The 20,330-nt window shown below is 43.9% G+C and carries 17 protein-coding genes and 1 tRNA gene; 11 read left to right on the top strand and 7 right to left on the bottom strand.

Features of this window, described 5'->3' with window-relative positions; all coding sequences use genetic code 11:
• Positions 1-183: 183 nt before the first annotated feature.
• Positions 184-267 (bottom strand) — tRNA-Leu (locus CEF13_RS18850).
• A gap of 169 nt (positions 268-436) precedes the next feature.
• On the opposite strand from CEF13_RS18850, the gene CEF13_RS18845 reads away from it, so the two are divergent.
• On the top strand, positions 437-1,267 hold the full coding sequence (locus CEF13_RS18845) for a divergent polysaccharide deacetylase family protein (RefSeq protein ID WP_424991945.1): 831 nt from the start codon (positions 437-439) through the stop codon (positions 1,265-1,267).
• Here CEF13_RS18845 and CEF13_RS18840 read toward each other — a convergent pair.
• Positions 1,232-1,933: an N-acetylmuramoyl-L-alanine amidase family protein gene (locus tag CEF13_RS18840; RefSeq protein ID WP_102712918.1), complete on the bottom strand. Its 702-nt coding sequence runs from the start codon at positions 1,931-1,933 to the stop codon at positions 1,232-1,234. The genes CEF13_RS18845 and CEF13_RS18840 overlap by 36 nt on opposite strands.
• Positions 1,934-2,069: 136 nt before the next feature.
• Between CEF13_RS18840 and CEF13_RS18835 the strand changes: the two genes are divergently transcribed.
• Positions 2,070-2,264, top strand: coding sequence for a YqzE family protein (locus tag CEF13_RS18835; RefSeq protein ID WP_102712916.1), 195 nt, complete (start codon positions 2,070-2,072; stop codon positions 2,262-2,264).
• Here the strand turns inward: CEF13_RS18835 and CEF13_RS18830 are convergent.
• The 3 genes from CEF13_RS18830 to CEF13_RS18820 form a co-directional block, all read right to left on the bottom strand.
• Positions 2,255-3,157, bottom strand: coding sequence for a hypothetical protein (locus CEF13_RS18830; RefSeq protein WP_102712914.1), 903 nt, complete (start codon positions 3,155-3,157; stop codon positions 2,255-2,257). The two genes, CEF13_RS18835 and CEF13_RS18830, sit on opposite strands and share 10 nt — an antisense overlap.
• A gap of 122 nt (positions 3,158-3,279) precedes the next feature.
• Positions 3,280-4,227, bottom strand: a complete 948-nt coding sequence (locus CEF13_RS18825) for a YqhG family protein (protein ID WP_102712912.1) — start codon at positions 4,225-4,227, stop codon at positions 3,280-3,282.
• Positions 4,224-6,047: a DEAD/DEAH box helicase gene (locus CEF13_RS18820; protein ID WP_102712910.1), complete on the bottom strand. Its 1,824-nt coding sequence runs from the start codon at positions 6,045-6,047 to the stop codon at positions 4,224-4,226. Before CEF13_RS18820 ends, CEF13_RS18825 begins: the two co-directional genes overlap by 4 nt.
• A gap of 281 nt (positions 6,048-6,328) precedes the next feature.
• Between CEF13_RS18820 and CEF13_RS18815 the strand changes: the two genes are divergently transcribed.
• The 9 genes from CEF13_RS18815 (at position 6,329) to CEF13_RS18775 (ending at position 18,290) form a co-directional block, all read left to right on the top strand.
• Positions 6,329-8,968, top strand: a complete 2,640-nt coding sequence (locus CEF13_RS18815) for an adenosylcobalamin-dependent ribonucleoside-diphosphate reductase (protein ID WP_102716445.1) — start codon at positions 6,329-6,331, stop codon at positions 8,966-8,968.
• 253 nt (positions 8,969-9,221) lie between these two features.
• The gene (locus CEF13_RS18810; protein WP_102712908.1) at positions 9,222-10,382 is read left to right on the top strand and encodes a GntR family transcriptional regulator; all 1,161 of its coding nucleotides are present in this window, start codon (positions 9,222-9,224) and stop codon (positions 10,380-10,382) included.
• Positions 10,383-10,603: 221 nt separating this feature from the next.
• A complete protein-coding gene (locus CEF13_RS18805; RefSeq protein WP_102712905.1) occupies positions 10,604-11,554 on the top strand; it encodes an ABC transporter permease in 951 nt (316 codons plus the stop codon).
• A 30-nt stretch (positions 11,555-11,584) separates the two neighbouring features.
• Positions 11,585-12,505, top strand: coding sequence for a carbohydrate ABC transporter permease (locus CEF13_RS18800; RefSeq protein WP_102712903.1), 921 nt, complete (start codon positions 11,585-11,587; stop codon positions 12,503-12,505).
• Positions 12,506-12,563: 58 nt separating this feature from the next.
• Complete coding sequence (locus tag CEF13_RS18795; protein WP_243864294.1) at positions 12,564-14,270, top strand: extracellular solute-binding protein; 1,707 nt, start codon at positions 12,564-12,566, stop codon at positions 14,268-14,270.
• 18 nt (positions 14,271-14,288) lie between these two features.
• Positions 14,289-15,077 (top strand): phytanoyl-CoA dioxygenase family protein, encoded by a 789-nt coding sequence (locus tag CEF13_RS18790; protein WP_102712901.1) that lies wholly within the window; start codon positions 14,289-14,291, stop codon positions 15,075-15,077.
• A gap of 40 nt (positions 15,078-15,117) precedes the next feature.
• Positions 15,118-16,101 (top strand): Gfo/Idh/MocA family protein, encoded by a 984-nt coding sequence (locus CEF13_RS18785; protein ID WP_102712899.1) that lies wholly within the window; start codon positions 15,118-15,120, stop codon positions 16,099-16,101.
• Between the two features lie 18 nt (positions 16,102-16,119).
• Positions 16,120-17,217 (top strand): Gfo/Idh/MocA family protein, encoded by a 1,098-nt coding sequence (locus CEF13_RS18780; protein WP_102712897.1) that lies wholly within the window; start codon positions 16,120-16,122, stop codon positions 17,215-17,217.
• Between the two features lie 284 nt (positions 17,218-17,501).
• A complete protein-coding gene (locus CEF13_RS18775; protein ID WP_243864295.1) occupies positions 17,502-18,290 on the top strand; it encodes a VCBS repeat-containing protein in 789 nt (262 codons plus the stop codon).
• Positions 18,291-18,718: 428 nt separating this feature from the next.
• Here the strand turns inward: CEF13_RS18775 and CEF13_RS18770 are convergent, their stop codons facing one another.
• Both CEF13_RS18770 and CEF13_RS18765 read right to left on the bottom strand, forming a co-directional pair.
• A complete protein-coding gene (locus tag CEF13_RS18770) occupies positions 18,719-19,444 on the bottom strand; it encodes an ABC transporter permease (RefSeq protein ID WP_102712893.1) in 726 nt (241 codons plus the stop codon).
• The gene (locus CEF13_RS18765) at positions 19,428-20,297 is read right to left on the bottom strand and encodes an ABC transporter ATP-binding protein (protein WP_102712891.1); all 870 of its coding nucleotides are present in this window, start codon (positions 20,295-20,297) and stop codon (positions 19,428-19,430) included. The genes CEF13_RS18770 and CEF13_RS18765 overlap by 17 nt, the downstream gene beginning before the upstream one ends.
• Between the last annotated feature and the right edge of the window lie 33 nt (positions 20,298-20,330).

Genomic DNA, 20,330 nt, shown 5'->3' with positions numbered 1-20,330 from the left:
ATAAAGTTTTGTATACCCTATCAGCAATAAAATTCTGAATTGCAAATTTAAGCAACAAAAAAACCACTTCATTATCATGAATTTAGGATCATGATAATGAAGTGGTTTGAATTTACAATATGTAGTCTAATAATAACCACTAGAATAAATTGCATCTAGTTATGTCTTTAATCATAATAAGGATGCGGCCGAGAGGACTCGAACCTCCACGGCTGTTACACCACTAGAACCTGAATCTAGCGCGTCTGCCAATTCCGCCACGGCCGCAAATCGTATATCAACAAAAAATATATTATCATGTGTGAAGTTGAATAGTCAAGTGAATCTTGCTTATTTTTCTCTTTGTTCCTGTTGCCTGCTGAAAATTGTTTAAACAAGCATATTTTACATCTTATTCACAAACACTGAAGGTAAAAGGTGAGAGGTGTGAATAATGATGAATAGTCAAAAAAGATCATCGCAGCGAATGGGCCGGATCAAGAAGACAGCTGTTTTACTGGTTGTAGCATTATGTATGGGTAGTGCATGCAGCTACGGTTCTGTATCGGCAGATGAGAAGGAGCAGCGGACGCTTGCGATTGTGATTGACGATTTCGGCAATGGCATGAATGGTACGGAGGAAATGATGAAGCTGCCTGTGAAGTTTACTGCTGCTATTATGCCGTTTATGCCTACGACAAAAAAGGATGCAGAGGAAGCGCATCGGCTTGGTCATGATGTGATTGTACATATGCCGATGGAGCCGAATAAAGGGTTGAAAAAATGGCTCGGTCCCGGGGCGTTGACTACCGATTTGAGCGATGCTGAGATTCGCAAACGGGTCGAGGACGCGATTGATAATGTACCGTATGCCATTGGAATGAACAATCATATGGGCTCCAAGATAACCGCAAATGAGCATATTATGAGGATTGTCCTTGGTGTATGCAAGGAGCGAGGCTTGTTTTTCTTAGATAGCCGTACAACGTACAAAACGGTTATTCCCAAGATTGCGGCGGAGCTGAACGTGCCAATTGTTTCTAATGATGTATTTCTGGATGATGTGTACACCGTTTCGCATATATCCAAGCAGATCGGCGTGCTGCGCAAGCATTTGGAAACGCATGTTAGCTGCATTACGATTGGACATGTCGGCCCCGCAGGAACGAAAACAGCATCCGTACTCAAGCAGTCCATACCCGTTATGCAGACTAACGTGCATTTCGTGAAGCTATCCCAATTAGTACCTGGTTTAACGGGTGATCCATTTATATTGCCTAATCCCTGATGCAATGGCAGCAGCGACCTCTTTCTGGCCTTTAGGATCGGTCAGCATGGAACGGTCGCTGTCGCTGCTTATAAAGCCCATTTCGACAATGACGGCTGGCTGCTGGACTCGTTTTAATAAATAAAATGTTTTTCCTTCTCGAGGAATAGCTGTCGTGTTCTGTTGACGATTGAGCGAATCTTGAATGCAAAAGGCGAGCAGTGCGCTTTCCCCACTCTGCTGATGCAGCACAAGCGGACCGCGCTGTGAAGGTTTTTTGGACCAATTGACATGTAAACTTACAAGTAGCTCACTGTCGATTTCTTCGGTGAGCTGTCTTCGTTGCGACAGGTCCTTCCGATGTCTGGAGCGGCTAATATGCCAACGATTCTCATCACTTAACGCGTAATCGCCAGTACGATTCATGACTGCTGCAACTCCTTGGCTTCGAAGAAGCAAGTATAGCTTTTTGGCGATGGCCAAATTGATATCCTTCTCCAGTGTCGTGCCAGAGGAAGTTCCACCGTCAATTCCACCATGTCCCACGTCAATAATGACAACCGTTGAAGGAAGTGCCCAGTCTTGATCCGTTATTGCAGGAATAAGCGGCCAGGCTGAGGCTGCAGCCGTGGTGCTTGATACAGCAAACCATAAGGAGACAAAAACAAGTAATATTTTATGTCGCATATCGATGCTTCCTCCAGATCATTTTGATATACGGTTAGCGTGGCTGTTTGGAGGAAAACTCATGCATGTTTACTTCTGAATGTTGCTGGGCAAGCTTATAACATCAACAGCTTAGGCTTAGGAGGAGTGAGGCGAAATGGCAAAAGGCGACGAGTATGTGAAATATGTGACGGAGCAGTTTGTTGCTTTCATGGAAACACCTAGGGAAGAGCGAAAACAAATAAAAACGTCAGTCAAAGCTCTAAGAGAGCCATGGCTGACGCGTTGGTTTGGTTGGGGTCCAATGAGTGTTGTTCTGTGGTGGCGCGGACGTGCCCAGCGTCATCGGTAGAAGTGCCCCAGCTCCAGCAAAAGAAGAAGCGGGATATATCTACGATCATTTGCACCATCATCTCCCGCTTCTAATGCGACATAAATTTGTCCGGTATCCCATTTGTTATAGCCAACGACGGACCATACATAAAGCATTTGCGCATCAAACAGCTCAGCGGTATAACGGAGCTGTTCTTTGTTGTTTATTTTGACAAATAGAGATGAATAAGAACTGGTGTTTACTTGTAAAGGAGCCTTCGAAAGCCAAGGCAGCTTGGCATAACGGTCGAATGAAGGCAAAGAAACTTGCTTTAGAAGCTTCGCATTAGCTGATATTTGATATTTAGAGCTATCCGATAAGGGAGCGGAGGCGGCTTTTGTCCAATCCTTCTGGTTCACAGGAAGCTGTTCGCCGGTTGCCGCATCCGTATAATAAGTAGAAGCCGAACTTTCCGTAATCCTCCAAGCAGCGAGCAGAGGATGAACATATAACGCTTCAATCTTTGAGGCTGGTTTCAGTAATTCAAGCCCTTTAATGGACCGAGTTAATGTCTGCTCGTCGAATATAGGCTGGTTGCTGGTGCCGTATTCACCAAGCTGATACCCTCCTTGCTCCACAGCATTAACAATTAAATAACCAACCGTTTCTTTATGCTGCTTTACCAGCACTAGCCAACTATGAGTACCGGGACCGACGGGAGAGATTTTGAAGGAAGCTTGTTTCCATTTCGCAAACTCGGGTTGTACGGCCAGCTCGTCCACCCATTGCTGCACTTGCTGCTGAAGCGGCTCATTAGTTGCTACACTTCCTTCTGCATAGGCAATTGCCGAACGTGTCTCAAGTCCGCTGGAATAAAGAAGAAGAGCGGTAAAAACGCAGGCCGCGGTTAGTTTAATGAATTGCTTTCTCATAATTAATCACCTCAAATCTATTGTAAGGGATAAGCTGTAAGAAGACTGTTGCAACCTGTCAGCAACGGCGGCCCGAGGACCGCCTTTTTTTGACGTATTGCTGCACATAACGTAAATCGGCGTCATTCAATGCCTTCAAGATGGAATATTCCGCAGTTAATGGCGGACGCAGTCACACGAGGCTCGTATTGCCAGCGAATTTCCGACTGCCGCTGCGTGAATTGCTCCTCGATTACCGGCCTCGATTCTTCCGTAGCATTCTTGATTAATAGCTCATAATATTCGCTTATTCGTTCAAGCTCCTCCGCCAATCTCTCCGTAGCGCCTTCAGCCCAGCTGTAATCATAGCTGCGGAGCTTCCGCTCCAATGCTTGCTCCACAATGCCAAGCGCCTTGTTAAATGAGATTCCATTTTTGGTGATGTGGATATTTGCCGGAAGCCTTGGCGTAAGCTTATGCATCAGCAGCCGATCAAGAAAATGTTCGACACATTGGCCTGTTGCAAGTGAAACGCCGAAGCAATGGATTTCTTCCCGTTTGCGGTCACTTGCGAATTCTACCCGCATATTAACGCCGAGCCAAGCGGTATAAGGCGTGGAGCTGAATGGATTATGGCTCCGCTTGTCCGGTTCCTGAAACAGGTAAACATAACTGCCCTTCGCTTTGGCAGCATCAAATATTTGCTCCAATTTGCGCGCGCCGAAATACAAATCCTCGCGAGGTACGCGAGCTGGAGCAGCCAAGCTGCCGTGTACGAAGCCTAATGAGCGCCCAAGAGCAGCATTCGCAGCGCTGTCCTTATCTGTTGCCGTGCTGTCCGCTTCTGGGGGAACAGGTATTTCTTCTACGGCATCATACTTTTGCTTATCTGTTACGAACAGAAAAGTCATGGTCTCAGGTTCGGCACCTACACGGTCGACAAAGCTCCAATAGTAAGGTCGATTCGTAAGCTCGCGATCCGCAAATGGAGACAGCTTGACGGTGAAATGGGCAGGCGACTTTTCCAGAATGGAGCATTCTGTAGCCTCTAGATAGCGATTAACAAATTTATGCACCTGTTTCTCATTCAAGGCCTTATCTCCACCTTTTGTCCAAGGGAATCTAGATTAACAACCAGCTCGGGACCTCCATCAAGCGGATCTTCATTGGAAATGACTTCATCGCGAATACGGCTGATCGATGATCCCAAATGATTGATCTTTTGTTTCAATTCCGTATCGTTACCTGCTTCTAGAAGCAAGCGTGCGAGTCTTTGTTCAAGGGAGCCATCGGTCTTCTCCAGCTTTTCCAATATATGATCCAGCTCTCCAATTACGAGCTCGAATAAATTGATTTTCTCATGAAGCAGATTAACGATATGTTCCTCAATTGTACCGATGGTACATAAATTGTAGATTTTCACATCTTCCGTCTGACCGAGTCGATGAACACGTCCAATTCGCTGCTCGACACGCATCGGATTCCATGGCAAATCGAAATTAATCATATGGTGGCAAAATTGCAAATTAATACCTTCGCCGCCAGCTTCAGTCGCGATGAGTATTTGTGCCCGGCCGCGGAATAAATCCATCATCCAGTCTTTTTTACCACGGTTCATACCGCCTCGGTAAGGAACAGCCGCCATATTTTGCGCTCGGAAAAATTGCAGCAAATATTCCTGAGTCGCTCGATATTCGGTGAATATAATGACCTTCTCGTTCATTTCTTTGACGAGCTCCATCGCTTTCTCAGCTTTGGTATTCGCTTTGATCCCGCGGATTACCTCAACCAGCTCCCAAATTTTTGGCCGCATTGGCGAATCCTCAGCCGTTTTCTTGAAGAGATTCACAAGTGTAAGGAAAACGGCATCACGGCTGCTGCATACTTCACGTTGAAGCGTTACCAGCGAAAGCATGCTGGATAGGTCGCCGCCGCTTTCCTCATAACGTTCCTTCACGAAACCGGTAACGCCATCATATAAAGCTTGCTCCTCAGGGGATAGAGTGAGCGGAATGTTCTTCACTATGCGTTTTGTGAAATGAATTCCGCCATCTCCACGCCGATTGCGAATCATGACAGACGACAGCGCCTCCTGCAGCTGATCCTCATTCTTCGGCAGCCGTTTATCAACAACAAAATTAGCGGCAAATTCGCTTTGTCCGCCAAGCTGGCCGGGCTTGAGCAAGGTGATGAGATTATAAAGCTCGTCGAGATCATTTTGAATAGGAGTAGCCGTTAGGAGGAGACAATACTTTTTGCGCAATAAATTTGCGAATTGGTAGTTCGTTGTCTTTTTATTTTTCAGCTTGTGGGCCTCATCAATGACAATAAGATCATAATCCGTACCAAGGACAAGCTCTCGATGCGGCTCACGTTTGGCAGTGTCAATGGAAGCGACCACAACGTCATAGCCCCAAGTGTGCGCTTTCTTCTGAGCGACAGCAGAAATGCCGAATTTCTGATTCAACTCTCTTACCCATTGAAGGACAAGGGAGGCGGGAACGAGAACCAAGATTCTCTTCGCTAGTCCGCGAACGATATATTCCTTAAGTATGAGCCCTGCTTCTATCGTCTTCCCAAGACCTACCTCATCCGCTAGAATAGCACGGCCGCCCATTTCATGTACGACCTTTCGTGCGGTGCTAATTTGATGCGGCATAGGCTCGAACGTGGGCAAGGAACGCAGGCACAGCAATTCGTCAAAGCTTTCAATTCTTTTGGCTTGTTCTGCTTCCATGGCGAGTTGATATAACGTCCAATCGTCCCAAGGACCATTTCGTGACACGCGATTTTGCAGTTCCTCAAACCAGGTTCGATCACACTGCAAGTCAACGAGCGTATGCAGCTTGCGTGTGACGATAGTAGGACCTGTATCGGCTGAGGCAGCTTGCGGCGTTGTATTGAAATTCATCTTATGCAGCTCCTTCCTCAGTAAAAGGTTATGATCTAATTAGTATTGCCTTTTCATTCAATATTCATAAGAAGCCGCTTAAAAAAGAGTATGGACAAGCTAAAGAGTGAGAGATGGCATGTAAGCGACAGCGCTTGGGAAATTCAGCCTTAAACGGGCGTGTGAATCAATATGTAGTATAGTATAATGATTTTGTTACACAATATGTTGTGCTTTTGACCTATCGCGTTGTACATATGCTTAAAAGCATAGTGGATGAAGAGGAGGAAATGGCGGATATGATGGATACGACAAGTGGAAAGCGTCTTGAGGGATTAAGCGAGAAGATTTTTTTGGATCGATATGCGTGGAAAAACGCGAATACATCCGAGACTAAAATCGGTGATATTGTACTTGTTCTAACGAAGGACGATCCGAAGTTTCCGGCGAAGGAAGTAGGAGAAGTTATCGCCCGGGAGGGTAACAATGTAACCGTTCGGCTTCGCAATGGTGAGCTAGTCGATTCCAGTGTAGAGAAGCTAACACTTACGATAGAGAAGACACCTGAGGAAATGTGGGACCGGCTTGCGGATGCGATGTCATCCGTGGAAGAGGGTGACGAGAAGCAGAAGGAATGGCAGGAAAAGTTCAGATATATATTAGATGATTGGAAGCTTGTTCCCGGAGGCAGAATCGCTGCCGGTGCCGGCGCGAGCGAGGAGCTTACCTTATTTAACTGCTATGTTATTCCTTCACCGAAGGATTGCCGCGGAGGCATAATGACGACTCTGACCGAAATGACGGAAATTATGGCTCGCGGGGGCGGTGTAGGAATGAATCTATCCTCACTAAGGCCAAGACGCGCCATTGTTGCTGGTGTTAACGGCTCCTCTAGCGGAGCGGTATCCTGGGGCGGATTGTTCAGTTACACGACAGGCTTGATTGAACAGGGCGGTAGCCGCCGTGGCGCTTTAATGCTGATGATCAACGATTGGCATCCCGATGTGCTTGAATTTATAACGGTTAAGCAAAAGATGGGGCAAGTAACGAATGCTAACTTATCGGTGTGCGTCAGTAATGCATTCATGTGTGCGGTAAAAGAGGATCTCGATTGGGAGCTTGTTTTCCCCGATACAAAAGAAAAGGACTATGACGAGCTTTGGAATGGGGATTTGGACGAATGGCGTAAGCTCGGTAAACGAGTTATCACTTACAAAACCGTCCGTGCGCGCGAGATTTGGCAGACGATTATAGAATCCGCATGGAAATCGGCTGAGCCTGGCGTCGTATTCATGGAATACTATAATCAGATGTCGAATAGCTGGTATTTCAATCCGATTATTAGTACAAATCCATGCGGCGAGCAGGGCTTGCCAAGCTGGGGCGTATGTAATTTGTCTGCTGTGAATTTATCTGAATTTTATGATCAAGAAAAACATGATGTAGCATGGGATGAGCTGGCCAAAGTGACGCAGTGGTCGGTGCGTTTTCTGGATAATGTTATCGACAAGACACCATACCATTTCGAAGAAAATGAAAAAAATCAAAAGTTGGAGCGCAGGATCGGGCTCGGAACGATGGGTCTCGCAGAGCTGATGATCAAGCTTGGCATTCGCTATGGCAGTGCGGATTCGCTTGCATTTCTCGATAAGCTGTATGGATTTATGGCACGGGAATCTTATCTGGCTTCAACTGAAATTGCTGCGGAGAAAGGCTCTTTCCAAGCTTTTGACAAACATAAATATGTACAGAGCGGTTTTATGAAAAATTTGATAGAGGAGTATCCAGAAATTGGGGACGCGATAGAGGCTAGAGGAATGCGCAATGTTACGGTCATTACGCAAGCGCCGACAGGCAGTACAGGTACAATGGTCGGTACATCGACTGGGATTGAGCCTTATTTCGCCTTTGAATACTATCGTCAGAGCCGCCTTGGATACGATAAACAGTATGTGCCTATTGCTCAGGAGTGGAAGGACGCTCATCCTGGGCAAGAGCTGCCGGACTATTTTGTCACCTCGATGAGTTTGTCGGCAGAGGATCATATTCGAGTGCAGGCTGCTATTCAGCGCTGGGTAGACAGCTCGATCTCCAAAACGGCGAATTGTCCGGCTGACTTTACGGTGGAAGAAACAGGCCGCTTGTATGAGCTAGCCTTTGAGCTTGGGTGCAAAGGTGTCACGATATACCGTGATGGAAGCCGCGATGTACAGGTGCTTTCCACAAGTAAGGAAGAGAAAACAGATGAGAAAGTTGAGCAAAAGTATGAAGACAAGGGTGCTGCTGCACCATTGCCAGCTGCAGAGCAGGAGAATCCTTTCGAGGAGGGGCTTGTAGAACCAGCGATACCTAATGCTGTAGCAGTGCAAGCAGACCCCGTCCATGACAAGCAGTATAAACGCCGTCCGCAAGTACTAAGAGGCGCCACATACAAGGTTAACACACCGTTTGGAATGGCTTATATTACGATTAATGATCTAGGCGGGACGCCGGCAGAAATTTTCCTGAATGTAGGGAAAGCAGGGTCGGATGTGTTCGCAATGGCTGAGGCTTTGGGACGCGTTTGCTCATTATTTCTTCGTTATGGCGATCATGGCAATAAAGTGAAGCTGCTTATTAAGCATTTGAAAGGCATAGGCGGTACAGGTGCCATCGGATTTGGTGTGAACCGTGTTGAGTCCATAGCAGATGCTGTGGCAAAATCGCTGGAAATTCATACGGAGATAGGAGAGGAGCAAGCCGCTTCGGCTGCAGAATTCCATACGTATCAGTCGCCTAACAACCAGAGTGCTGCTTTAGGGAACGGCTTGGCGTCAACCCAATCTACCTATAAAGGCGAAATCCAGTCCTTTGATTTATGTCCTTCTTGTGGATCTGCATCTTTAGTTAACATTGAAGGGTGTAAGCAATGCAGCAACTGTGGGTATAGTAAGTGTAATTAGGTTGGAAAAAAAGCGGTGGGCTAACACGTAGTATAGACCGAATGGAATTTCGGGAGGACGGCACTATCCAGCCGGTCAAGCTTACTTTTGAAGGTGTCAAAAGCCGCAAGTTGCAATAATAACTATTAGGTAGCTATCAATTTTCCTTAAGTCTCACCTTAATTTTAGGTGAGACTTTTTGTCGTCCATGGAATAAAATAAAGGTCTCTTTCGTAATATATATTGAATATACTGATTGAAATGTGGTGATTGAGTGAGCTCAACGGAAAGAACACCTTTGTATCAGATGGTTCAAGAGTATTTACGCGATTTGATAACGTCACAAGTATTGAAGGTCGGAGACCGTATTCCTACGGAAAAAGAACTAATGGAGCGTTTCGGAGTAAGCAAGATTACTGTCGTTAATGCTCTGTCCGGCTTGGTTCATGAGAGAATCATAACTAGGGTGCCCGGAAAGGGAACTTTTGTAAATGATACTGAAATTGAGATTCCGACGACACCACCTAAAAGTGCAGTAAAGCATGTCGTTAGAACGATCGGGGAAATGCAGACGCGGTTAATTGGCCTCATTATGCCCAGCATTTATGACTATTTTACCATTCGGCTTGTACAAGGTATTCAGCAAGCGCTAAATGAGAACGACTACCGTTGTGTTATCTATTTATCGGAAGGAAACATTGACAAAGAAAAAGAGGCTATCAAGACATGCATTAAAATCGGAGTGGCAGGTTTACTGATTTTCCCTGTTGATGAGGAATTATTCAATGAGGAAATATTAAGCATGAAATTTGCAGGGTTTCCGTTTGTTCTCATCGACCGCTATCTTCCGGGGGTGGAAACACATTATATAGCATCAGACGGTAGGCTTGGCATTAACATGGCAGTGAATTACCTGTGGGAACTGGGGCATCGTGAAATCGCCATATGCTCCGATTCGCCCATACAAACCGTGACCGTTCAAGAGCGGATCGATGGATATATGAATGCCTTCAAGGAAAAGGGATCACTAATTAACCCTGCCCATATCGTGACCGATTTTGAAATAGGAAGTCTTGACTACGCTGAAACACATCCGCTGTACCGCTATATCCAAAATCGAATGGCAACGGCCTATATTACGCTAAATGGAAGTCTCGGAGTGAAAATCCTTCAGATTGCGCGTCAAGCTGGATTGAAAGTGCCTGAGGATATATCCATTATCAGTTTTGACGATCCGACTTCAATAATTGAAGGATATAGCACCTTCACCCATATTAAACAGTTTGAACGGGACATGGGCTACCGCGCGGCTTACACGCTGCTTGAGGTCATTAACAGTGAAGATGAGCAACATGGAAAATACTTCAAAACCCTAGTGGAGCCGGAATTGGTGATTGGCGAGACGACAGGAAAAAACGTTATCTCCACTTCATGATATCAACATTTTTTCGACCTTAAAGTCACCTTTTTTACCTGGTGTGGTAATTAAAAATAATTTTTAACAGCATATTGAATATATTTATTTAAATCGCATATTTAACATATAAATGAAAGCGCTTGTAATGAGGGGGGAGACAGTCGCTATATGCCTGACGAAACAGGAATACCGGAATCTGTATAAAATCGATCCACGAAGATGTAGGAGGTGTTCGGTTAATGGTGCCAAAAGGGGCTGTTATCCCTCGATTGATGCAAGTAAAAAAGAATAAGAGGTTGTCCAAAGTATGGTATTTCAGACACATATACCTATTTCTACTTCCGGCTTTAATATGGTTTCTGGTCTTTGCTTACTATCCGATGTACGGCATTATAATAGCGTTCAAAGATTACAAGTACAATCTTGGAATTATGGGAAGTCCTTGGGCAGGGTTTAGATTCTTTGAACAGTTTCTAAATGATTCTAGTTTTTACGATGTACTCCGCAATACGTTTTCCATTAGTGCCCTTAAACTATTTTTCGGATTTCCAGCACCATTGATTCTTGCCTTAATACTCAATGCTGTCATGCACGAAAAAATCAAAAGGGTATTTCAAACGATCTCCTATTTACCGCACTTCGTTTCTTGGGTTGTTGTCGTTACTTTACTTCAAAAAATACTGTCTCCAAACGTAGGGCTTATCAATGACATTCGTTACCAAATGGGTTTGGATCCTATCTTTTTTATGGGAAAGCCGGAATTATTCTATCCGTTGGTCATCATTTCAGACATCTGGAAAGGTATAGGCTGGGGTTCGATCATTTATTTAGCCGCTTTAGCTAATATTGATCCACATTTATATGAGGCTGCGGAAATCGACGGAGCAGGTCGATGGAGTAAACTATTTAAAATTACACTTCCGTCAATTACTCCAACGATAGGTATATTGCTTATATTCTCCCTCAGCGGAATACTGAACGCGGGTTTTGACCAAATCTGGCTGATGCAGTCCCCAGCAACATTAAATGTATCGGAGATTTTGGACACTTATGTTCTAAAAACAGGCCTCCAACAGGGGCAATTAGCATATTCCACGGCAATCGGTTTATTCAAGTCTTTGATCTCGCTGATTCTAATTGTTGTTGTAAATAATATATCAAGACGTGTGAGTGATGTATCGTTATGGTAACAAGCAGGCTGAACATAAGGAGGTGTGTGTATGGGTGTGAGAAGGCTGTCGCCAGCAGATAGAATTTATATGACACTTAACTACTCGGTACTTCTAATTTTCTGCATTACAGCGGTATATCCTTTTATTTATTTTCTAGCTCTATCTTTCAATGACGGCTACGATGCTATGAAGGGTGGAATCTATTTTTACCCTAGAGTGTTTACATTTGAAAACTATGCTAAAGCTTTTACCAACCCTTTGATCTTAAATTCATTTTTTATTTCGATAACACGGACCTTGGTGGTAACGGTTACATCCGTATTTTTGACTGCATTATTAGCCTATGCGCTTGCGCGGAAAGGCTTGCCCGGAAGAAAGTATATTGTGTTCTTCTTTTTCTTTACTACTTTGTTCAGTGGGGGACTTATTCCGACCTTTATCCTGTTCCGGCAATTACACATTCTAAATACGTTTTGGGTACTCGTATTGCCATCCCTTTATAGCTTTTTCAATGCGATCATCATGAAAACCTTCTTCGATGGGATTCCTGACGGTCTATCGGAGTCGGCCCGAATAGACGGAGCAAGCGAGCTATCGGTATTTGCAAAAATCATTCTACCTCTTTCGCTGCCGGTGCTTGCTACCATTGCCTTGTTCGTTGGAGTGGGAGTGTGGAATGACTGGTTTACGGGTCAGTTTTTCATACAGAATGAGAAACTGATGCCTGCAGCTACGTTCCTTAACAAGATGATTAGCGAAGCTTCTTTCCTCTCGATGACTGCGACGTCGGGAAATAGCGGATCTGCTATTCAAAACATGACCCAGAGTCAGTTGGAACTGCGGGGAGTCACTCCGGAAGCTTTGAGAATGACTTTTGTCATTATCATAACGACCCCGATCATATGTGTGTATCCATTTCTTCAGAAATATTTTGTAAAAGGCGTATTGGTAGGTTCCCTTAAGGAGTAGTTGGTATAAGAGGCATAGCCTTTTATATAAAAAAAATCCAATGAAAGGGGATTGTATTATGAGGAAGTACAGGCTGAAGAATGTTCTTAGCATGTCACTAATCGTTATTCTGATTCTAGTGACGACGACAGCATGCATGGGGAAAGGCGGGAACGGTGACGGAGGCACGATTAAGAGTTCGAATGAACCAGGCACTGTGAAAGACTCAGGGACAGAAGTTATTAAGGAAGCAAACTTGACTTTCCTCAGTGCTTGGAATGGTGGCGGAGCTGGGTTTCCGCAGGACCAGAAGGATAATCCCGTAGCCAAACAAATCAGGGAAAAAACCGGAGTAACGTTAAAACTGGAATCGATCACAACAAGTGAAGTAGAAAAACTAAACACCATATTTGCATCCGGTACGGTTCCGGATATCGTAAATGCACCTTTCTGGTCTACTACGGGAGGGGAAGGTCAAGTCATCAAGAAGGCGGCTATGGAAGGTCAGCTGTTGGATTTAACCCCTTATCTCGATAAATATCCGAACATTAAAAGACTGGTGACTACCGGGATTGCGAAGGATTTCAACGAGTTTGATCTCAATAGTCCCGAATTTGAAGGCAAGACTTATCTCATTCCTACGGAGACACCGGACGGAACACCTGAGAGCATTCATAATTGGAATTACGGTCTCTTTGCCAGGGGAGATATCCTGGAAGCTTTAGGTGTAAAAGCGGAGGATATTGATACTCAAGAAGAACTATATGATCTATTAATCAAGATTAGAGATGGCGGTTTCAAGGATATTGGCGGAAAGCCGGTCATTCCTGCCGGAACCATGTGGAATGGATGGGACTACGGTCAATTTCTTGCTGGGTGGACGGATTACAATATTTCGGATTACCGTGAAGTTAATGGCAAGCTGATCCATTGGACGCAAACCGAGGACCATAAAGCTAGATTGTTATACATGAGAAAGTTATTAAATGAAGGTTTGTTCGATCTTGAAGCCTTCAGCAATACGAGTACAACAGCGAATGAGAAGCTTACAACGGGCAAGCTTGCCATATTCGGAGCCCAACCTATGTTAGGCGATTTACAAAAAACGCTCTATAAGACGAATCCGGAAATGCAATATAAACTATTGGGACCGTTTAAGAATAAGAGCGGAGAAATTCGAACACAAGTGGAAAAACCCGGCCGTTCCGGTTTCCCTGTCCTTTTCTTAAGCGCTAGCATCAAAGATCCCGATGCAGCATTGCGTTACATTGACTATGTTAACAGCGAAGAAGGGCGTTTACTTGCGTATTTCGGGATCGAAGGAACGCACTACACCATGGCCAATGGGATACCCCAATGGGTTCCTGATGTGAAAAAACAATTCGATGAAAACCCGGATCTGAAAAGAGACGCAGGGCTAAGTTATCTTCCAGGAAGATTCATTGGCGCATTCTCTGATTCAGTCACTTGGCCTACGCCTGAAGATGAAAAAACAGAGTGGCAAAAGTTGGAGGAAAGTTTCTCGGAAAGATTGCCTATTAAAATCATTGACAAAATTAGCGCCAGCTACCTTGCAAGAGACTGGCAAAAATATCAGGAATTTAGAGATAAAACGAGCAGCTTGAATTTCGATGAGGAATTTAAAAGAGCATTATTTGCGGCATCAGATGATGAAGCTCTAAAAATGCTAGATAATCTTCAAGAAAAGTTTAGAGCGGCAGGCGTAGAAGAAATGGCGGAGTATGTGGCTCAAAAAGCTAGTGAAAGAGATGATGTAGGGTTCTAGTAAAGGAGGGGACAACATTTGTTTAATCCGAGCGTTTCAGCAGGCGCATTCACTGAACTTGATCAGTTTATATTCGAATCGTGGGGTTACTTTGTCATTCCGAATGTGCTGTCGAAAGAGGAAATCAAAGAATGCGTGGATGCATCAATACGACTCCATGAAGCGGCGAGTACAGTCGGTTGGGGGCAAATCGGCAGAGGGTATGAATCTGAATACGCACTTGAAAAATTAATGGATCATCCAGCGGTTTTACCGAAGATAAGAGGTCTACTTGGCGATCGATTCATTATGCAATCCGGCTGGAATACTATGCAGCCAGCAAAGGGATGTATGGGAGGCTGGCATCAAGACGGATCCAGTGCCTTCGATTTTAATAAGCTGGCGTACCCAATCCCCCTTATACAGCTCCGAGCTTCGTTTTTATTGACCGACCAAGAAGAGCCTGGCATGGGGAATATGGAGCTCATTCCGGGCAGCCACCGCAGTTTAGTTCCTCTGCCGGATTTGATCCGGACTGGCAAATTGGATACGCCGATAAGCCATGTGATATGCGCGCCTGCTGGGTCGGTCCTGGTGTTTCACAACGCAGTATGGCATCGGTCGTACGAACATAATTGGGATTACGACAGATATACCATGCATTACATCTATAGCCCACCGTGGGTAAAGCCCTCGGACCGTTTCAGTAACGATGTCGGATTTATGCAAAAAACTACGCCCGTACGGAGAGCCTTAATGGGGGATTTTTCAAGGCCTGATGCGCCATTCGGAGCAAATTATACGCCACCTCCCTTTGAAGACAACTAAAACCCAGTAAAAAATGTAATCGATTACGGAGGGGAAAAGTATGTTGAACGTTGCGATGTTAAGTAAGTGGCACGTGCATGCAGATGATTATGCGAGTAAGTTACAATCTCACGGAAACGTTAAGCTAACGGCAGTCTGGGACGATCAACCTGAACGCGGTAAAGAATGGGCTGCTCAATTGGGAACGGATTTTGAAGCGGATCTGGACACTCTTTTGCGAAGGGAAGACATCGATGGAGTTGTAGTCGATACCCCTACAAGTATGCATGCAGACGTGATGGTAGCTGCCGCTGAGGCCGGCAAACATATCTTTACTGAGAAAGCCATGGCTCTTACCGTTGAAGAATGCGATCGGATTTCTGCAGCGGTACGCAGGGCAGGCGTCAAGTTTTGCATTTCTTTTCCCGCTCGCACAAGGCCGCACGAACTATTCGCTAAGCAACTGATAGATGATCAGGTATTAGGGGGCGTTACGCTTCTGCGCATTCGTAACGGCCACGACGGTGCTTTGAATAATTGGCTCCCAGAATACTGGTATGATGAGAAGCAAGCAGGGGGCGGAGCGATGATGGATTTAGGCTGTCATCCTATGTACCTTGCCAGTTGGATGCTGGGTAAGCCCAAGAAAATAACATCCATGTTTAATTATTTCACCAATCGTGCGGTAGAAGATAATGCACAGTGCTCAATTGAGTTCGTCAACAATGCGGTCGCACTGGTCGAAACAAGCCTTGTTACGTACAGAACTCCTTCTGCTCTTGAGATTTACGGTACGGAGGGCACCTTGATCATCTCGGATAATACAGTTAAAGTCATCTCGAAGAAGCTCGATTTGCCTTTCTCTGGATGGATATCACCCAACCAACTCCCGCAAGCACAACCACTTCCGATTATCCAATGGGCAGATGCATTGCTTCATGACAAGCCAATGCCCTTCGGACTGGAAGATGGGACGAAATTGACGGAGCTGTTGGAAGCGGCATATATCGCACATAAGGAAAACCGAACGGTAGAGTTCAAATAACGCGGGGGTGGAATCCTGATGAGAAGCGTTAAAGTAGGGATTATCGGTTGCGGAATGATTGCGAACGGCAAACACATGCCGTGTTTAGCCAAGTTGGATAATGTACAGATGGTGGCCTTCTGCGACTTGAAGTTGGAAAGGGCCGAGGAAGCAGCGAACAAATATGGCACGCCTGATGCAGAGGTGTTCACAAATTATAAGGATCTGTTAGCCATGGAAGATATTGAGGTCGTTCATGTACTAACACCGAATAGCTCTCATGCGTCTATTTCAATTGATGCTCTCGAAAGCGGTAAACATGTCATGTGCGAGAAACCAATGGCAGTCACAGGTGAAGAAGCCAAAGCGATGTATGAAGCTCACTTGCGAACAGGCAAGAAGCTTACCGTCGGGTACCAGAATCGCTCCAACGCGAAGAGTCAACTGTTAAAAAAGATGATCGTAAATGGGGAACTTGGAGATATCTATTTTGCAAAAGCGGTCGCTACCCGAAGAAGAGGCGTACCTACTTGGGGCGTGTTCTTGGATAAAGAGCTGCAGGGGGGCGGTCCTATGATTGATATTGGAACCCACTCCCTTGATCTAATCCTATGGTTGATGGATAACTATGAACCGGAGAGTGTCGTCGGCAGTGTCTTCCATAAACTTAAGGATACCGAGAATGCTGCGAACGAATGGGGCTCATGGAATCCAGACGAGTTCAAGGTAGAGGATTCCGCGTTCGGATACGTGAAATTCAAAAATGGTGCTATGGTCATCATTGAAACGAGTTGGGCTCTTAACATTGCAGAAGGCGGCGGGAATCTGCTGTGCGGAACGAAGGGCGGCGCGGATTATGCTAACAATAAATTGCGGATTAATGGCGAGAGAGATGGAAGTTTGTTCCTGAATAATATCGATGTGGACTCGAATGCAAGAGAGCTATTCAGGGGAGAACAAATGACCGATTTCGAGTATGAAGCCAAACAATGGATTCATAGTATCGTGAACGATACTGAACCATTGGTTAAACCGAGGGAAGCTATGATTGTTTCTCAAATATTAGAAGCGGTATATATATCAGCAGAAACAGGAAAAACCGTTTATTTTGATAAGGACAGTGTTTTTGCTACTTAGGGAGGCTAAACTGGACTTCTGTCAAGGCACTAGACACAAAGGGATTGTAGACTCTGTTGTCTAAAATCTGGATTTATATGTGTATGTGTGGTTTATAAAATAAGTGTGCTGGCCTAAAGGGCTCTTGCACACTTATTTTTTTGGAGTCTTTTCATTCTATGCGCGTGCCTAGTCCTAAGTTTCGGTTATTCCTTTGAAACAAACTAAAAATTTAAGAACCTAAGTCGGAAAAATATCTCCTTGCGGCATAGCGTATCATAAATGAGTGCAAAGAGTCGGTTTTGATGGAAGTAGCAAAATGCGCATACGCCCATACGATATATAGATCATTTTTCTATATAAAGGAGAAGGTTATGCATCATTACTATTTCATGGTGAATATAGGTGATCCGCGCATTGTATCCTTTGCACAAGGGGATGTAACCGGTGACGGAATAACCGATAATGTCTATTTAACGGGGATAAGAACGCAAGATAGTCCTTTTATTCAGGATATAACTCTTGTCGTACAAGATGGCAGCAAGGGCAGTATGACCCACATTCCGCTTAGGGATAACGCAGGATATAATCCAAGGTTATTTCTAGGTGACTTTACCGCGAACAGGATTAATGATATTTTGATCAGCATAGATACTGGCGGCAGTGGCGCAATTATGTATCACTATATGTATTCGTTCGTAAATAACACTCCGCAATTGCTTTTTGATTATAACCTATACAATGAGGCTTATAAATACGAGGTTACTTATAAGGACAATTACAAAGTCGAAGTTATTAGCAAGGTAAACAATAGCAAATATACGATAGACCTATCCTATAAAGGCGCTGATTATTTGAGCGAGATCTATGATGAAAACGGGAAGCTGAAGAAACCAATTAGTGGGTTTGTGAATCCACTAAGCGGATTATATCCTGTTGATTTTGATTACAACCAAGTATATGAGCTGCTGGCATATCAAAAAATCGCTGGGAAATATAACGCAGACGCTTTAGGCTACATCTTAAACATTTTAGTGTGGAGAGAGAACAAGTTTATTTTGGGAAACCAGAACGTAGCTATTTTTGGATCATAATAGGCATTATCAGAAGCAACTGGGGCTTTTATTGAGCTGTTCGAACTTACTACACATGATGCCATATAACATAGCTCGGAGAAGCATGTTGTTCGATATGGATATTGCATAAACTCATGATATAAGTTCGCCTATAAGCGGGCGTTTTTTTTTTGTGATGCACAAGAACCAGAACACGACAATCGATAACCATTTTTGACATTTGACTATACAATAAATGGATATGAAGATATAGATGGTCCATCTAAATTAAATTATTATAATAAATCTATTTTAACGGAAATAAAAAATCGAAAAAATATTACTTTAAAAGATTATATATACTACGAACTTGCTGAAGTGTTATTAGAGCAGGCCATCACATTTGATCGCATGAATGACAGAAAATACCCAAGTAATTAAGTCTATCATATTCAAAAAAACGATTCCTATACTTCGATTTTTTCGCTTTTTTTAAGGACAACCACAAACAAAACGATTAGTGTAAGGCAGCCAATAGAATATTGTAGAGGAGAGAGCGGATTTGATCCGACCATGATTGGATAGAAATACCCGGGAAAGTTCTCAATCAACTCTGAAAGAAACTCGTTATGGATCATCCCTTTGATATTAGCCAAGGCATTTGGGAAAAACAACAACATGGCTGTTAAAATCCCATAAACAGCACCACTACGAACGCCAAATAAGAATAGAAGATACCCAAATAAGAAATAGGTCATCACCAGGAGAAAGACATTTACAGAGAATCCAGCAAAGAAAGAGAGCTTTAAGTCAGCAGAAACACCAAGTGTTTTCGTAACCAGAAGTAGTACAATACCTATCACCGTATAAAGTAGACTCACCGAAAGGGCGATGATACCATTAGCGAAAACATAGTTTCTTCTATTCTGCACCGAGTTATTGATCAGAGAAATCGTTTTAGTCGAGTAGTCTCTATTGATAAAGTAAAGCGGCATTAAGACTGCTGTGAGCATACCCAGCATACAATAAAAATTTGAAACATGTTTGATGTTAAAGGGCGTGGACTCGTTAAGGATAAAGTAAGCCATAACGACTGCGGGTACACAAGCACCCAACAAACCAACAACCAGATAACCATTTTTAAGCAGTTCTTTCAGGTTGTAAATCACATATTTGTTAATACTGAGTGACATGATATTCACCTCTGAATTTGTTCATATAGACACTACGCAGGGTTTTCTTCTCCGCAGTAAAATCAATTAGTCGGACGCCTAGTCGATTTAACATTTCGAAAATCTCAGCGTTTTCCACAACTGTTTCAATCTGAATATCTTTGTCACCCGAGTGGATTACTTTCCCAAAGTGTTGCTTCTTAGCGAATGCAGCTAAATCAACCGAATTATCAAAGACTAGCGTGAGAGTTCGTTGCTCATTTTTGATAAAATGCTGTTCACCAGCAATCGTGCCATCTTCTAACAATAAAACTCGATCGCAAATAGCTTCAATATCCTCTAGCTTATGGCTAGAAATCAAAATACCGACATTCCATTCCTCAGCCATACTTCTCAATTCTTGCAAAACCTCAAAAGACGTCTCCACATCCATGCCGTTTGTAGGTTCATCTAATACAATGTAGCGTGGATTATTTAGTAGGCTAATGACAATTCCTAACTTCTGCCGCATTCCTAAAGAATATTTCTTCACCTTTTTATTCAACACATCGAATAATTGCAGGTTCTGTAAGAGCCTCTCGTATTCATTGAGTTTGAAGGTGTTTCCATAAATTCCTGAAAAATAAGTTAAGTGGAATAATCCTGTCTTATTATTGAATAGCTTTGGTTCCTCGATCAAGTACCCTACTTGATGATTGTCTGCAACTGATCCATCATAGATTTGAATGGTTTGCGTTATAATCTTCATCAAGGTACTTTTGCCAGCGCCGTTTCTTCCAATCAGACCAATGATTTCTCCTTGGTTGAAATCTAAAGAGAGATCTTTTAAAACTATTGAATTTCCATATCGCTTAGTTAGTATATTTATCAGCATTGTCTAATCCTCCATCCATGGCTAGGCCTCGCT

Origin of the sequence: Paenibacillus castaneae (genome assembly GCF_002884445.1) — a bacterium.
GTDB lineage: Bacteria > Bacillota > Bacilli > Paenibacillales > Paenibacillaceae > Pristimantibacillus > Pristimantibacillus castaneae.
This window is presented reverse-complemented; position numbering and strand designations above follow the sequence as displayed.